We start from the raw sequence: 15,433 nt of genomic DNA on the forward strand, positions 1-15,433 counted from the left end.
ACGTTATACGCGCGTTTATACAGCTCTTGTACGGGCCCGGTCGACGCTACTGCCGAGACGTAGGACGTAGAACGAGCCACAGGGAGAACCCGTGAACTTCACCCGGATCGCCAGAGGCCTGCTGGCCGGGCTGCTGGGGTGCGCCGCCCTCGCCGTCCCGGCGGCCGTCGGTGCCGCCACCGCGCAGGCCGACGTGGCCAGCACGCTGGTGTTCACCAAGAACACCGAGGGCCACGACTGCTACCGCATTCCCACCATCGTCAAGGCCAACGACGGCGCGCTGCTCGCGTTCGCCGAAGGCCGCAACGCCGGCGCCAGCGTGTGCAACGACCTGGGCGCCATCGACCTCGTGCTGAAGCGCTCGACCGACGGCGGCAAGACCTGGAGCGCGCTGCAGACCGTCATCAAGGCCAACGGCGACACGAAGGGCAACCCGGCGCCGATCGTCATCCCGGGCAGCAACCGCGTGGTGCTGCTCTCGACCATGCAGTGTTACACCAACCCCGCCTGCGGCCGGATCCCGCGCGTGTCGATCAGCGAGGACAACGGGAAGACGTGGGGCGCGCCGAAGGTGCTGACCTCGGAGCTCGGCTTCGCGAGCGCACCCGGCTGGCTGGCCACCGGGCCGTCGCACGGGATCGTGCTCACGCGCGGCGAGCACCAGGGCCGGCTCGTGGCCGGGGTGAGCTGGACGACCGGCGGGAAGGACACCGGTGCGCTGGTCTACAGCGACGACAACGGCTCCACCTGGCACCGCGGGGCGACCGACACGCCGACGACGACCGCGATGAACCCGCAGGAGATCAGCGTCACCGAGCTGAAGGACGGCCGGGTCTACGCCGCCGCCCGCAACCAGGCCAACGACGGTGACAAGTGCCTCGCCGACGGCACCCGCAACCGCGCCTTCGCGATCAGCCCGGACGGCGGGGAGACCTTCAGCTCGAAGTTCGCCTTCGCCACCGACCTCGTCGCCCCGACCGTCGAGGGTTCGACGGCCCGGATGAGCGCCACCGACACCGGCGGCAAGTACAACCGGATCCTGTTCGCGGCACCGTCCACTTGCGACCGTCGCAAGCAGCTGCGGGTCCACTCGTCCTTCGACGAGGGCGCCAACTGGACCGGCACCGCGGACAGCCTGCTCGTCTGGGGCCAGGACGCGGCCTATTCGGACATGGTGCAGCTTTCCCAGTCTTCGGCCGGTGTGCTGTTCGAGGCCGGGCCCGAACTGCACGCCAACGACACGATCCGGTACGCCACGGTCAGCGAAGCCGCCCTCGGCGCCCCGGCCTGCGGTGCCGGCTTCGGCGTCATCGACTCGAAGCCGCTCGGCACCGCAGGCACGGTTTACCTGTCCTACAACGCGAGCAACGGCCAGAACTGTGTCACCACGATGAAAAGCACCTCCTCGGGTACGGCCACGGCGACCTCGGCCTACCTGGAGGTCAAGGGCGCGGCGCGGCAGACGGATTCCGGTTCGTTCTCCTGGTTCGCCGGCCCGCTCAAGGCGGCCGCGGCGGACAAGTGCGTCAAGTGGGGCGGCGCGACCGGCGGCGCCGCCTTCGACAGCGAGTTCGAGCACTGCGGCTGAGCCGCGGGTGGGACCCGCCCCCTGGCCGGGTCCCACCCCCGAATTTCCGTGCCGTCCGGCCCCCTCGTCCGGACGGCACGGGGCTTCAGAACCCGGCGCAGTCCGCCTTCGCCGACGGTCCCGACGCGGTCGCCGTCTTCGTCTGCTTGCCGTCGACGACGACCTTGCAGGTGACGGAGCCGCCGTCGGCGCCGGTGGTCACGGCGAACTGGGCGCCGTCGAGGAACCCCGTCGCCTCGACCGTCTTCGTCCACGGCACCGCGGCGCCGAGCTCGGTGTTGACCAGGATCGTGTGGTCGCCGAAGGTGCTGTAGTCGACGTCGGCGGTCTTGGCCGCGCCGCTCACCTCGTAGACGATGGTGTGGTGCTGGGTCGCCTGGTCCTGGACGTCGCCGATCGCCTTCCCGATGACGACCACCCACAGGACGCTCACCACCAGGCCGAGCACCGACACGACCACGCCGGCGATCGCGAGCCCCCGGTTGGTGGCCTTCCCGGCCCGCGCTCTGGCCACGCCCACGGCGGACAGGACCAGGCCGAGCACCACCAGGGGCCAGGCGGCCACGCCGACGAACGGGATCGGCGAGAGCACCAGTCCCAGCAGGCCGAGGACGAACCCCGCCGTGCCGAGGCCGTTGCGCGGGGGCGCCTGCTGGGGCTGGGGCGCCGGATACTGCTGAAGCGGGATCTGGTCGGTCATCGGGGTGTCCTTTCGCCTCTGCTTGACGACGAGCAGGAAACCAGCGGCGCGGCCGGCCCCGCGTCGTCCGGAGGCCTCGCCCGGGGTACGACAAAAGTCGTCACCCGCGGCCGGGTGAACCAGCGGAACGGCTGACGGACGCGCGGCGGCGGCCTCGTACTCTTGCCCCCATGGAACGGTCCGTGCTGCGCGTGGTGAGCACCGTGCTCGCGGTCATCGCGTGCGTCATCGTCGGCTTCGGCTACATGGCGCTGGACATCAGCCTGCCGGACTCCGACGAGCTGCGGCCGTCGGTGGGGGCGATCCTCGGCTGGTTCCTGGGGGTCGGCGCGACGGTCCTGCTCGTCTGGCGCCACCGCTGGCCACTGGTCGTCACCGGCGTCGCGATCGTGCCTCCGCTGCTGCTGCGGGCGGACTCCCTGCCCGCGCTGATCGCCCTCGCCGCGCTCACGACCCGGTTCACCGGCTGGCGGCGGTGGGGCGCGACGGCGCTCGTCTTCGCCGCGACCATCATGGCGGTGTGGCGCGACGTCGACCGCCCTGCCGACATGTCGCTGGCCGGGATGTGGGTTTCGGCCGCGCCGGCGGGCGCCAAGCTGGCGGGCATCCTGATCACCGCGGCGGTGTTCACCGCCGTCCCGCTGACCTTGGGGCTCGTGCGCCACAACATCGCCGAGACGCGCCGCCGGATCGTCGAGAACGACGTGATGCGCGACCAGGTGGCGCGGCGCGAGGAGCAGGCCCGGATCGCCCGCGAGATGCACGACGTCCTCGGGCACCGGCTGTCACTGCTGTCCCTGCAGGCGGGCGCGCTCGAGGTCACTTCCGGGACGTCGCCCGGCACGGCGGAGGCGGCCAAGACCGTGCGGACGACCGCCCGGCAGTCGCTCGACGACCTCCGGCACGTGATCGGTGCGCTGCGCGGCGCGGGCTTCGGCGACCGGCCGGCCGGCGGGCCCGCCGAGCCGCCCCAGCCGACTCTGGCCGCCATCCCCGACCTGGTCGACGGCGCCCGCAAGGCCGGGCTCACCGTCAACGTCACGATCCTGCTCGACCAGGCGTCGGCGGCCCCGGCGCCGCTCGGCACGGCCGCCTACCGGATCCTGCAGGAGGCGCTCACCAACGTCCTCCGGCACGCGCCGGGCGCGTCCGCCGAGGTCGCCGTCCGCGGCGGGCCGGGCACGGGCCTGCTGCTGGAGGTCGCCAACCCGCTGCCGCCGCACCCGGTGCCCTCACCCGGTTCGGGCACCGGTCTGACCGGGGTCAACGAGCGGGTCTCCCTGCTCGGCGGCACCCTCTCGGCGGGCCCGGTCGACGACCGGACGTTCGTCCTGCAGGCCTGGCTGCCCTGGGCGGCGACCGCGCCCTAGCATGGGCGGGTGAGCGTGCGCGTACTGCTCGTCGACGACGACCCGCTGGTCCGCACCGGGCTGTCCATGATCCTCGGCAGCACCCCCGACCTGGCGGTGGTCGGCGAAGCGGGTGACGGCGACGAGGCGGTCGAGCAGGTCGCCCGGCACGCGCCGGACGTGGTGATCATGGACATCCGGATGCGCCGCATGAACGGCCTCGCGGCGACGGCGGCGGTGCTGGCCCAGCCGCGGCCGCCGAAGGTCCTGATCCTCACGACGTTCGACCTCGACGAGTACGTGTTCGAGGCCCTGGCGGCGGGCGCGAGCGGGTTCCTCCTCAAGGAGGGTTCACCACAGGAGATCATCGAGGGCGTCCGGGTGGTGGCCGGCGGCGACGCGATGCTGTCCCCGCGCACGACGAAGCAGCTGATCGGCCAGTTCGTGGCGTCCCGCGCCAACCCGCGCCGCACGCGGGCCCTGGGCAAGCTGGAGCTGCTGAGCGACCGCGAACGCCAGATCGTCACGGCGGTCGCCCAGGGCAAGCCGAACGCCGACATCGCGGCGGAGCTGTTCCTCAGCGAGGCGACGGTGAAGACGCACATCACGCGGACGTTCGCGAAGCTCGACGTCAGCAACCGGGTCCAGTTGACGATCTTCGCCTACGAGGCCGGGCTCGTCTCGCCGTGAGGTGGGTCCGCCGCGGCGTCGCCATCCTGGTGCCGGTGCTCGTCCTGGTGGCGCTGCGGCTGGGGTGGCTGAGCTGGCTGGTGGCGGACGGCGGCCCGGTCCGCCGGACGGTCGAAGCGTTGAGCTGGCTCGCGGCACTGGCCGCACTCGGGCTCACCCTGCTGGAGCTGCGGAGGCAACGAGCCCCGCACGCGGAAGCCGAGCGCAGCGTCTACCAGGGCCGCGCACTCCACCTCGACGGCGGCGAGCGCCTGCCGAAGGTCGCGGACGTGTCCCTGCTGGCGTTGCGGGTCAAGCGGGCGATGGACACGTTCCGCAGCGAGGACCTCCCGGGGTACGTCCCGCGCGACCGCGACGAGGACCTGGAGTGGGCGATCGCCGGCGGCGGCCTGGTGCTGTTGCACGGCCGCGCCGCGGCGGGCAAGAGCCGGGCGGCGGCGGAGGCGTTGCGCCGCCTGCGTCCGGGTCACGCCCTGCTCGTGCCGCTCGACGGCCCGGCGTTGCGGAAGATCGTCGAGTCCTCGGAGCCGCTCACCGACACGGTGGTGTGGCTCGACGACCTGGAGCGTTTCCTCGTACCGGGCGGTCTCGATGTCGGGCTGCTGCAGCGAATGGGCCCCTCGGCGTGCGCGGTGGCCACGATCCGCGACAACGAGCTGGCCGCCCACCGAACCCTGGACGGCGCGATCAACCAGGCGGCGGCCGACGTGATCGCATCGATCCCGCCGAGCCATTTGGTGATGATCAAGCAGCATTTGACACCGGCGGAGTCGGCCCGGGCGGCCGAGGCCCACGACCCACGCATCGGCCGGGCGTTGACGGCTTCCGAGGGGTTCGCGGAGTATTTGGCGGCCGGGACGCCGATGATGCAGCGCTGGTCCGTGGGCGACAGCCCGGTGTTTTACGTGGGGCAGGCGCTGATCAGCGCGGCGGTCGACTGCCGGCGGGCGGGGTGTCCGGATTCCCTGCCCCGGGAGGTGCTGGCCGAGCTGTACCGCGGTTATCTGCCGGGGCCGTGGCGGGAGCGGGGTGACCTGCCTTCGGTGGAGGAGGGTCTGGAGTGGGCCGCGCGGCCGGTGCTGGGGGCGAGTTCGTGCCTGCAGCCGCGGCCGGACGGGACGTTCCTGGCTTCCGACTACCTGCTCGACCGGGCCCAGGAAGGCGACAGCCCACTCGGCGACGCACCGGTTCTTGATCGCGTCTGGGACGTGTTGTTCTCACTCGGTTCGGAGCAGAACCTGGTCGCGGTCGGCTCGGCCGCCTATCGGGCCGACCGGTTCGAGGTGGCGGAACGGTTCTTTCGGCGCGCCGGAAACGACGCGCTCACCCTGAGAGCCTTGACCATGGTCAAGATAGGACGCCTTGCCGAGGTCAATGACATGCTCCATGAAGCAGCACAGTACGAGGACAAGGAAACTCTGCTTCGGGTCGCCGTGGGGCTTGAACTCAACGAAGTCTTCGAGGAGATCATCGTTGTCGCCCGTCAAGCGATCGAGAACTCTCGAGGCAAGACTTTCCTCGCACTTGCCCCGACTCTCGCCACCCGATCGGAAGACCTTCACGCTCTGGCCATCTTTGCCATCGACCACGGACCGGAAGATACGATCATCGAGGTCATGGCCGGGGTCGAGAACAAGCTCGGCGTCGATCAGCTGAGTGATATCGCTCATTACGCGGTGGAGCACAACAGCGGCCCCATCGTCACCAGAGTGCTCTACGTACTGGAGCCGAACTCGATGCTCAGCGCCGCGCTCCTGAGGCACGCTGCGCGCGGCGGCAAGACCGAAAGCCTGGCGGCCATCGCCCAGTGGCTCGTCGATATCGATCGATTCCGCGAATTCACCGATGCCTCAACGAACGCTATCGATGCCGAGAACCTCGTCAGCCTCCAGTTCTTCGCCGCCTACCTCATTGCGGCGGAAAGACGCGAAGCGGTCAACGACCTACTCCGGTACGCCACCGAAACCGGTCGCACCCGGGCATCCGAGTTGCTGAAGACCTTCAAGCAGTAACTCACTTCGCTCCCGCCGGCGCTGTACTCACGGCCGACTCCCCGAACCGAATCCCCTTAGCCTCCTTCCCGATCGCCGTCAACACGGCCACCGCCACCAACCCCGGCGCCACCGTCCACACGAGAGCCGACGTGTACCCGTGTGACTCCGCGATCGCCTGCTGGATCGGCAGGTTCAACGCCGCCAGCAGGTTCCCCAGCTGATAAGTCACCCCCGGGTAGAACCCGCGGATCGCATCAGGAGACATCTCCGTCAAATGGGCCGGGATCACACCCCACGCGCCCTGGACCATGATCTGCATCAGGAACGAACCCAGTGCCAGCATGCCCGCGCCGTGGTCGATCGCGAAGATCGGGATCACCGGGAGGCCCAGCACTGCCGCCAGCACGATCGTGCGGCGGCGGCCGAAACGCTCCGACAGCGTGCCGAACGTCAGGCCGCCGATGATCGCGCCGACGTTGTACAGCACCGCTATCCACGTGCTCGTCGACGCGCTGAGGCCCGCGCCGCCGTTGTCGTGGGCCTTCAGGAAGCTCGGGTAGACGTCCTGCGTGCCGTGGCTCATCCAGTTGAACGCCGTCATCAGCAGGACCAGGTACCCGAACCGGCGGATCACCTTCCCGTTCAGCAGCACGTCCTTCACCGACGTGCGCGTCACGCGCAGCTTCTCGCGCGTGGTCTCCCAGACCTCCGACTCACGCACGCGCGCGCGGATCAGCAGGCTGATCAGCGCCGGGAAGATGCTCAGCACGAAGATCCAGCGCCATTCGAGGTTCAGCGCCGAGTGGAACAGCAGGTACGCGAGCGCGGCCAGCAGGTACCCGATCGAATACCCGACCTGCAGCAGGCCCGAGAAGAACCCGCGCCGCGCGACCGGGATCTTCTCCATCGCCAGCGCCGCGCCCAGCCCCCACTCGCCACCCATACCGATGCCGTAGACGAACCGCAGCACCAGCAGCACGGTGAAGTTCGGCGCGAACGCGCACAGCAGGCCGGCCACCGAGTACAGCAGGACGTCGGCCATCAGCGGGATCCGCCGGCCCACCCGGTCGGCCCACAGGCCGAACAGGAGCGCGCCCACCGGGCGCATCACCAGGGTGGCCGTCGTGATGAACGCCAGCTGCGTCGCCGTCGCGCCGAACGACTTGTCCTTGGCGATGTCGGCCAGGACGAACACCACGAGGAAGTAGTCGAACGAGTCCATGCTCCAGCCGAGCAGCGCCGCGAGGAACGCGTTGCGCTGATCCGATGTAAGCGCTTTCTTGGCTGGTTCCGCCGCCGCCTGCCGATCCGTCACGTTCGCCCCGTCCCGTCGGTTCCTCACCGGAAGACCTCAGGCACGGTGTAGCACTCACCACCCCGCGCGGGCAAGAGCCCTCAGAGCGTGACGCGGGTGCGGACCCGGCGCCCGACGTCGCGCGCCCAGGCCTTGATCCGGTCCCAGTCGCGGAAGTCGCCCGCGCGCCGCCCCGACGCCATCAGGCGCGGGACCAGCCCGCGCACGGTCGCCGGGTCGAGCTTGCCGCCGAACGTCGCGGTGCGCTCGGCGTCGATGCGCGCGGCCAGCAGCGCCACGTTCGCCGGCAGGCTGACCTGGTGGGTCGCCGCGCCCGGGCCGCACGGTCCGCTGTGGAACAGCCACACCGGCCGTTCGGCGAGCTCCCGTGCGTTGCGCTCCAGCAGCCGGACGGCTTCCGGCCGCCACCGGTGGTAGTACAGGGCGCTGCCGACGATGACCGCGGCGTAGTGGTCCACGGTGGCCACGTCGGCGGCGTCGCGCACGTCCACGGTCAGGCCGGTTTCGCCGAGCTCCGCGGCGATCACCTCGGCGATCTGCCGGGTTCCGCCGTGGCGCCCGGCGTAGGCGACGAGGACTGCCTGCATGGGTCCATTGTCGGCCTTCCCGCGCCGGGCTGCGCCGTGGGCCGGTCACGATCCGCCGAACGGGCGCTCCCATGCTGCTCTGCGTGCGTGCACGTCACCCGGCGGATCCCTCCGGGGGCAGGAACGCCGGCCGGGCCGCGGGGTCGGGCTCGTCGTAGTAGCGGTGGAACACCGCGGTCTGACCGCTGGACAGCGGTGGCACGATCCAGCTCCAGTCGGCCGGGCACCCGCGCCCGGCCCGCTCCTCACGCTCCAGGTGGGACAGGAACCGCCGCGACTCGGTGTGGTGGTCGGCCATCGTGACGCCGGCGGCGTCGAAGGAGTGCTGCACGGCCAGGGTCAGCTCGACGAGCGCCCGGTCGCGCCACAGCGTGCGCTCCGAGCCGGTCTCCAGGCCCATCAGCTCGGCGATGACCGGCAGCAGGTCGTAGCGCTGCTCGTCGGCGAGGTTGCGGGCGCCGATCTCGGTGCCGAGGTACCAGCCGTTGAACGGCGCGGCGGGGTAGGTGACACCGCCGATGTCCAGCGGCATGTCGCTGATCGCGGGCACGGCGTGCCAGCGCAGGCCCAGCCCGGCGAACCAGCGGTGGTCGGGGTGGGTCAGCGGGACCTCGAGCACGGCGTCCGCGGGGAGCGTGAACAGCCGTGGCTCGCCGGGGACCGCTTCGACCAGCAACGGGAGGACGTCGAAGGAGCCTCTTCGCTCCGGTGGCCGCCAGCCGAGTCTTCGCACGCGCTCGGTGAACTCGGTGTAGCGCGGGTCGCCGAGGACCGAGCCGTCTTCGAGGCGGTACCCGGCGTAGCGGATCAGCTGCTCGTTGTGGATGCGCGGGCCCGGCACGGCCGGGGTGTCCGGCGCGAAGACCGTGATGGTCGGGCGGATCCGCCCGCTGCGGGTGGCCTGGCGGAGGTGCGCGACGCATTCGCCGGCGATCGCGGCGGGGTCGGTGACCCGGCGCCGGTCGCGGATCCGCAGGCTGTTCCAGTACAGCCGGCCGATGCAGCGCGCCGAGTTGCGCCACGCGACGCGCGCGCCGTACGCCAGCTCGGCCGGGGTGTGGCGGTAGGTGCCGGTTTCGGCGATTTCCGCGCGGACCTCCGTCAGCCGCGTTTCGAAGCGGGCTCCCTCTTCGGCGGCGCCTTCGGCGAACATCCGGTCGAGGAATTCCTCCGCTTCCGCGGAATTGACGGACTGCTCCCCCGAGACACGCTGGGGACACAGCGACAGCGGGACCGTCACCCGCTCGGGTGTAACCGTCACCGTACTCCCCCACTCTCCGGAATCGTGATCTGCATCCCGACGGAAAGGTTCACCGTTCCTCCGATGGTCGCCGACAACGCCGACGGCCGGAAGTCACTGCACAGCAGCACCTCCGGCCAGGCCGCGGAGGATATCCCCCGCTCCGCCGAACGCAATCCACCGGACGTGAACAGCTTCCGGACGATCACGGAACTCCGTCTTCAGCAGCGGAAACACCGGGAAAATAACTGCTACCAAGCGTTATTCGGACATATCTCTGCGCATTTGCCGTCAATCAATCACGTGCTCGACGTAAATGCACGTGATCCTTTCCCGCTGGAATGCTTTCGTCTGTTCGTGGGTTTTCGCCGGACGGCCTTTCACCGGGGCGGCCACCCGTGTATCAGCGCGCGCGAGCACGACGTTAGAGTCGCCGGGTGAGCCGGATTCCCGTGGTCCTCGTCGCCGGGTTCCTCGGCGCGGGCAAGACGACACTGCTCAACCACCTGCTCGCGAACCGCGAAGGCGCGCGGGTCGGCGTGGTGGTCAACGACTTCGGCAGCGTGAACGTCGACGCGCTCGCGGTCGCCGGGCAGGTCGACACGATGGTTTCGCTCGGCAACGGATGCCTGTGCTGCGCCGTCGACGCCAGCGGGCTCGACGCGATGCTGGGCCGGTTGTCGTCGGCCGAGGCGGGCATCGACGTGATCGTGGTCGAGGCCAGCGGCATCGCCGAGCCCCGCGACCTGATCCGGCTGATGATCGCGAGCGAGAACCCGGACATCCGCTACGGCGGGCTGGCCGAGGTGGTCGACGCGGCCGAGTTCGAGGCCGCGCGCGAGCGTCACCCCGAGCTGGCCGACCACCTGCGGCTGGCCGACGTCGTGGTGCTGAACAAGGCCGACCGGGTCGGCGCCGAGGCGCTGGCGAAGCTGACCGCGACGGTCGAGGAGCTCGCGCCGGGCCGCCCGGTGCTGGTCACCGACCACGGCCGCGTCGACCCGCGGCTGTTCTTCGACCCCGAGCCCCGCGGCGACCGCATCGGCCAGCTGTCGTTCGACGACCTGCGCGAGGACGACCACGACCACTCGCAGCACCTGCACGCGGCTTATCAGTCGGTCACGTTCACCGCGGAGACGCCGCTCGCGCCGCGGGCGTTCGTCGAGTTCCTCGAGCGCCGCCCGGCCGGGTTGTACCGGATGAAGGGCCAGGCCGACTTCGGCCCGACCGGGCCCCGCGCACGCTTCCACCTGCACACCGTCGGCGGGTTCGTGCAGCTCGAGCGTTCGGCGTGGCCGCCGCGAGCCCCGCGGCGCACGGAGCTGGTCCTGATCGGCGCGGGGATCGACACCGATGCAGTGCTGGCCGAGCTGGGTGGGTGCCTGGCGCCGGACCCGGAAGTGGTGGACGAGCGCGGCTTGCTGCACATCCTCCGCTACCTGCCCGAAGAGGCCTGACAGCGTTGGTTCGGCGGCGCTCGCGGTCCTGCCCACGTGCCTGAGCCAGTGCACCGCATCGCCCGATCCGCGGCGGGGCAGCCTGCCGAAGCGGCCTGGCTCATCGCGGCGACTCAACCGACGGCCGCAGCACCCGCGGCAACGCAACCCGCCGAGGCCGGCTTGGCGCACCCGCGCCGCCACGCCGAAGATCGGGAAATGCTCCTCCCCCTCATCACCTCGACGGAGACTGGCCGCCATGACGACCACCGAGGTGAGCGCACCACGCTGGTACCTGGTCGGCGTGCTGCCCGAAGACGTTCCGCTGGCCCACCTGATGACCCGCTCGGGTGACCTCCGCTACCGGCGCTCGGCCTGCGGTGAGCGGGAGTCACGCAGCTGGAAGCCGGTCGACCTGACCACTTCCGAGCTCGCGCCGTGCCCCGCGTGTGTCGCCACCCTCGGTGGCACGACCGCCGGGGACGATCTCGGGCAGCTAGCGCTCAACCTCGAGCTTTAACACCTTCTCGTAACACACCGCCTCCGGATCGGCTTCGTACGGCGGGAAGTTCGGCACGCGCTGGTAGCCCGCGCGCTCGTAGAGACGCATCACCTCGGGCTGGCGCACCGCCGTCTCCAGCCGGATGCGGCGGGCGCCATGGCGGCGGGCCAGCCGCTCCGACTCCGCCACCAGCGCACCCGACAGGTCGGTGCCGCGCGCGTCCGGTGCGACGAACATCCGCTTCAGCTCGTACAGGCCCGGCTCGACCGGTTCGACCGCGCAGCAGCCGATCGCCCGCTCGCCGTCGCGGGCCAGCAGGTACCGGCTCTCGGGGTCCAGCGGCCGCGGCCGGGCATCCGGGGGCAGGTTGTGGACGACCACCAGCTCGGCCGTCATCGCGGTCATCAGTGCCAGCAGCAACCCGTCGTCGGCCGGGCATTCGGCGACCGTGGGCACGTCAGGCCTTCTTCGCCCGGCTCGGCGCGACCCGCGGCGGCTCGTTCGGCATCTTCGGGTACACCGGCGGCCACGGCGCGTCCATCAGCCCGTTCGCCAGGTCCGCTTCGGACATCTCCAGCAGTGGCGCGATCGACTGCGGCCGCTCCCCCGCACCGGCCCACGGGTCGCCCCGCTCGGCGACGCGGGCCGGCACCGTGCTCAGCGTGAACGCCCCGGGCTCGACGGTGTCCAGCTCGTCCCACCCGATCGGCGTCGACACCTGGCCGCCGACCCGCGGCCGCACGCACCAGGCGCCGAACACCGTTTTGTGCGGCGCGTTCTGGTTGAAGTCGACGAACACCCGCGAACCGCGTTCTTCCTTCCACCACTGCGCCGTGATCTTCGCAGGGTGCCGCCGCTCCAAGGCCCGCGCCAGCGCGACCGCGGCGGCCCGCACCTGGAAGCCGTCCCAGCACGGCTCGAGCATCACGTAAAGGTGCAGACCTCGCGAACCGGACGTCTTCAGGTGGCCTTCGATGCCGTGCTCGGCCAGGAACTCCCGGGTCAGCACCGCGGCCTCGCGCAGCTCGTCGAACCCGATCCCCGGTGACGGGTCGAGGTCGACCCGCAGCTCGTCGGTGACCTCGGGCGTGTCCGCGAGGTACGGCCAGACGTGGAACCCGAGGCAGCCCAGGTTCACCGCCCACAGGATGTGCGCGAGGTCCTTCGCGACGAGCGCGTCACTCGTCGTGCCGTTCGGAGTCGAGACCACTGTGGTGCTCAGCCACGACGGCGCGCCTTTCGGGACGCGTTTCTGGAACCAGTTCTTGCCGCCGGCGCCGTCCGGGTAGCGCTCCAGCAGCAGCGGGCGCCCGCCGAGGCGCGCCAGCAGCGGCCCGGCGACCGCCCGGTAGTACTCGACGAGGTCGAGCTTCGTCTCGCCGCGCTCGGGGAAGTAGACCTTGCCGGGGCTGCTGATCTTGACCTCGACACCGTCGACGTCGAGCAGCACCGCTTCGCTCATCGCGCCTCCCCGAACAGCTTGGCCAGCTCGGCCGGCGGCGCCTCGTCGAGCTGGGCGTACGTGCAGGACTCCGGCGTGCGGTCGGGCCGGAACCGCACCAGCCGCCCGCCGTGCCGGAACCGGCCGCCCTGCAGGTGCTCGTAGCGGACCTCCGCCACCCATTCGGGGCGCACGGGCTCCCACGAAAGGTCTTTCTGTGGCGCCCACCGGCTGTTAGCGCCCGGCTGCCGGCCGGGCTGTGGCTCGTACTCGGCCCACGACCGCCACGGGTGGTTCTCGAGCGCGTTCTCCCGCAGCGGCGCGAGCTCGTCGACCAGCTCGGCCCGCCGCGCCTTGGTGAAGCTGCTCGCGACGCCGACGTGGTGGAGCACGCCTTCGTCGTCGAACAGGCCGAGCAGCAGCGAGCCGACACCCACGCCGTCCTTGTGCCAGCGGAACCCGGTGACGACGCAGTCGGCCGTGCGCTCGTGCTTGATCTTCAGCATGACGCGCTTGTCCTGCTCGTACGGCAGGTCGGCGGGCTTGGCCATGACCCCGTCGAAACCCGCGCCCTCGAACCGGGTGAACCAGTCCTCGGCCTGCGCCGGATCCTCGCTCAGCGGCGTCAGGTGGACCCGCTGCAGGCCTTCGGCGTCGGTCGTCAGCACGCTCTCCAGCTGCCGGCGCCGCTCGCGGAAGGGCTCGTTCGTCAGGTCGGTGTCGCCGAGCGCGAGCAGGTCGAAGGCGACGAAGCTGGCCGGCGTCTCCTCGGCGAGCTTGCGCACGCGCGACGCGGCCGGGTGCAGCCGCAGCTGCAGCACCTCGAAGTCCAGGCCCGCCGGGGTGACGAGGACGATCTCGCCGTCGACCACACAGCGCGGCGGCAAAGCGGCGGCGAGCAGCTCCACCAGCTCCGGGAAGTAGCGGGTGAGCGGCCGGTCGTTGCGGGAGCCGAGCTCGATCTCGTCGCCGTCGCGGAACACGATGCAGCGGAAGCCGTCCCACTTGGGCTCGTAGAGCAGCCCCGGGTCACGAGGCACCTCGTGCACGGCTTTCGCGAGCATCGGCCGCACGGGCGGCATCACGGGCAAGTCCACCGCGCGAGCTTAAAACACCGGTACGACATTTCCAGGCGTGATACACACTCTCCCGTGACCACCGAACGCCCCGAACCGCCGCTGGTCGGGGGCGAGCGCGAAATGCTGCGCACGTTCCTCGACTTCCACCGCGCCACCCTCGCCATGAAGTGCGACGGACTGTCCGACGAGGACCTGCGCCGCGCGTCCAGCCCGCCCTCGACCCTCTCGCTGCTGGGTCTCGTGCGGCACATGGCCGAGGTCGAGCGCACCTGGTTCCGGCGGGTGATCAACGCCGAGGACGTCCCCCTGCGGTGGTCACCCGAAGGGGACTTCCAGGCCGCCTACGACGCGAGCTCGTCGACGCGCGCGGAGGCGTTCGAGGCGTGGCAGGCCGAGGTCGAGCAGTCGCGCAAGATCGAGGAGTCGGCCGAGTCCCTGGACGTCACCGGCTACCAGCCGCGCTGGGGCGAGGACGTTTCGCTGCGGCTGGTGATGCTGCACATGATCCACGAGTACGCGCGGCACAACGGCCACGCCGACTTCCTCCGCGAGGCCATCGACGGCGTGACGGGGGCCTGATGGACGTGCTCGCCTGGCTGCGCGACTCCGACCCGGCCCTGCGCTGGCAGGTCGAGCGCGACCTGCTGGGCGAGCCGCCGCCGGTCTGGGAGGCGACCCGCGCGCGAGTCGCCTCGGAAGGCTTCGGCGCCCGGCTGCTGGCGCACCAGGATCCCGACGGCCAGTGGGCGGGCGGCGCGTTCTTCCCGGCGGGCTTCCGCGGGGACGAGCCCCAGCCCTGGACAGCCACGACCTGGTCGCTCAACTGCCTGCGCGAATGGGGTCTCGACGCGTCGGTGCTCGGCGACACGGCTGCCCGGCTGGCCGAGCACAGCCGCTGGGAGTACGACGACCTGCCGTACTGGGGTGGCGAGGTCGACTGCTGCATCAACGCGTGGACCCTGATGAACGGGCTCTGGCTCGGCGCGGACGTCGAGGGCATCGCCGAGTGGTTCGTCGAGCACCGCCTGCCCGACGGCGGCTGGAACTGCGAGTGGGTCGAGGGCTCGACGCGGTCCTCGGTCCACTCGACCCTGAACTCGCTCAAAGGCCTCCTCGCCTGGGAATCGGCCACCGGCGGCTCGCCCGCCACCCGCGCCGCCCGGCGGGCAGGCGAGGAGTACCTGCTGGAGCGACGGCTCCTGCGGCGGCTCTCGACAGGCGAGCCGATCGTGGCGGATGTGGGCGAGTTCTCGTCCCCGATCCGCTGGCGGTTCACCGCGCTGAACGCGGCCGGCTACTTCCGCGCCGCGGACCGGCCCGACCCGCGGCTGGCGGAGGCGATCGAGCTGGTCCGCGCGGCCCGGCAACCGGACGGCACCTGGCTGCAGGCCGCCGCCGACCCCGGCCGTGTGTGGTTCGACGTCGACGTCCCCGCCGGCGAGCCGTCGAAGTGGCTGACGCTGTTCGCCACCCGGGTCCTGAACTGGTGGGACGCGGCCTAGCGGCTGCCCC

The 15,433-nt window shown here is 71.1% G+C and carries 16 protein-coding genes; 9 read left to right on the plus strand and 7 right to left on the minus strand.

Translation table 11 applies throughout. The features are described from left to right. Positions 1-91 precede the first annotated feature (91 nt). Positions 92-1,588, plus strand: coding sequence for a sialidase family protein (locus tag ACZ61C_RS35075; protein ID WP_465312186.1), 1,497 nt, complete (start codon positions 92-94; stop codon positions 1,586-1,588). Between the two features lie 85 nt (positions 1,589-1,673). On the opposite strand, the gene ACZ61C_RS35080 is transcribed toward ACZ61C_RS35075, so the two are convergent. After that, on the minus strand, positions 1,674-2,288 hold the full coding sequence (locus ACZ61C_RS35080) for an MmpS family transport accessory protein (protein ID WP_465312187.1): 615 nt from the start codon (positions 2,286-2,288) through the stop codon (positions 1,674-1,676). A gap of 170 nt (positions 2,289-2,458) precedes the next feature. On the opposite strand from ACZ61C_RS35080, the gene ACZ61C_RS35085 reads away from it, so the two are divergent. From ACZ61C_RS35085 to ACZ61C_RS35095, 3 genes are read left to right on the plus strand one after another with little or no spacing between them, the layout of a single operon-like run. Next, on the plus strand, positions 2,459-3,658 hold the full coding sequence (locus ACZ61C_RS35085) for a sensor histidine kinase (RefSeq protein WP_465312188.1): 1,200 nt from the start codon (positions 2,459-2,461) through the stop codon (positions 3,656-3,658). A 9-nt stretch (positions 3,659-3,667) separates the two neighbouring features. After that, positions 3,668-4,327: a response regulator transcription factor gene (locus tag ACZ61C_RS35090; RefSeq protein ID WP_465312189.1), complete on the plus strand. Its 660-nt coding sequence runs from the start codon at positions 3,668-3,670 to the stop codon at positions 4,325-4,327. A gap of 35 nt (positions 4,328-4,362) precedes the next feature. After that, entirely contained in the window at positions 4,363-6,339 is a 1,977-nt protein-coding gene (locus ACZ61C_RS35095) for a hypothetical protein (RefSeq protein ID WP_465312190.1), read from the plus strand. Position 6,340: 1 nt separating this feature from the next. Here the strand turns inward: ACZ61C_RS35095 and ACZ61C_RS35100 are convergent, their stop codons facing one another. The 3 genes from ACZ61C_RS35100 to ACZ61C_RS35110 all read right to left on the minus strand — a co-directional run bounded on the left by ACZ61C_RS35100 (position 6,341) and on the right by ACZ61C_RS35110 (position 9,463). Continuing rightward, a complete protein-coding gene (locus ACZ61C_RS35100; protein ID WP_465312191.1) occupies positions 6,341-7,636 on the minus strand; it encodes an MFS transporter in 1,296 nt (431 codons plus the stop codon). An 80-nt stretch (positions 7,637-7,716) separates the two neighbouring features. Beyond that, positions 7,717-8,223, minus strand: coding sequence for a flavodoxin domain-containing protein (locus ACZ61C_RS35105; protein WP_465312192.1), 507 nt, complete (start codon positions 8,221-8,223; stop codon positions 7,717-7,719). Between the two features lie 94 nt (positions 8,224-8,317). Further along, entirely contained in the window at positions 8,318-9,463 is a 1,146-nt protein-coding gene (locus ACZ61C_RS35110) for a nitric oxide synthase oxygenase (protein WP_465312354.1), read from the minus strand. Positions 9,464-9,547: 84 nt separating this feature from the next. Here ACZ61C_RS35110 and ACZ61C_RS35115 point away from each other — a divergent pair, with 84 nt between their 5' ends. From ACZ61C_RS35115 to ACZ61C_RS35125, 3 genes are all read left to right on the plus strand, one after another. Then, on the plus strand, positions 9,548-9,904 hold the full coding sequence (locus ACZ61C_RS35115) for a hypothetical protein (RefSeq protein WP_465312193.1): 357 nt from the start codon (positions 9,548-9,550) through the stop codon (positions 9,902-9,904). Then, positions 9,901-10,920, plus strand: coding sequence for a CobW family GTP-binding protein (locus ACZ61C_RS35120; protein ID WP_465312194.1), 1,020 nt, complete (start codon positions 9,901-9,903; stop codon positions 10,918-10,920). Before ACZ61C_RS35115 ends, ACZ61C_RS35120 begins: the two co-directional genes overlap by 4 nt. Before the next feature lie 238 nt (positions 10,921-11,158). Then, positions 11,159-11,419 carry a hypothetical protein gene (locus ACZ61C_RS35125; protein WP_465312195.1) on the plus strand — a complete coding sequence of 87 codons (261 nt, stop codon included), beginning with the start codon at positions 11,159-11,161 and terminating at the stop codon, positions 11,417-11,419. Here ACZ61C_RS35125 and ACZ61C_RS35130 read toward each other — a convergent pair. Genes ACZ61C_RS35130 through ACZ61C_RS35140 form a run of 3 tightly spaced genes read right to left on the minus strand, consistent with a single transcriptional unit; the run spans position 11,396 to position 13,939 of the window. Beyond that, entirely contained in the window at positions 11,396-11,857 is a 462-nt protein-coding gene (locus tag ACZ61C_RS35130; RefSeq protein ID WP_465312196.1) for a GNAT family N-acetyltransferase, read from the minus strand. The genes ACZ61C_RS35125 and ACZ61C_RS35130 overlap by 24 nt on opposite strands. 1 nt (position 11,858) lies before the next feature. Then, positions 11,859-12,863, minus strand: coding sequence for a DNA polymerase domain-containing protein (locus ACZ61C_RS35135; RefSeq protein ID WP_465312197.1), 1,005 nt, complete (start codon positions 12,861-12,863; stop codon positions 11,859-11,861). Next, positions 12,860-13,939, minus strand: coding sequence for an ATP-dependent DNA ligase (locus ACZ61C_RS35140; RefSeq protein WP_465312198.1), 1,080 nt, complete (start codon positions 13,937-13,939; stop codon positions 12,860-12,862). Before ACZ61C_RS35140 ends, ACZ61C_RS35135 begins: the two co-directional genes overlap by 4 nt. Before the next feature lie 54 nt (positions 13,940-13,993). Between ACZ61C_RS35140 and ACZ61C_RS35145 the strand changes: the two genes are divergently transcribed. Then, positions 13,994-14,500 (plus strand): DinB family protein, encoded by a 507-nt coding sequence (locus ACZ61C_RS35145; RefSeq protein ID WP_465312199.1) that lies wholly within the window; start codon positions 13,994-13,996, stop codon positions 14,498-14,500. Beyond that, entirely contained in the window at positions 14,500-15,423 is a 924-nt protein-coding gene (locus ACZ61C_RS35150; protein WP_465312200.1) for a prenyltransferase/squalene oxidase repeat-containing protein, read from the plus strand. The genes ACZ61C_RS35145 and ACZ61C_RS35150 overlap by 1 nt, the downstream gene beginning before the upstream one ends. Positions 15,424-15,433: the final 10 nt, after the last annotated feature.

The sequence above is a fragment of the Amycolatopsis sp. NPDC104587 genome, assembly GCF_055583645.1.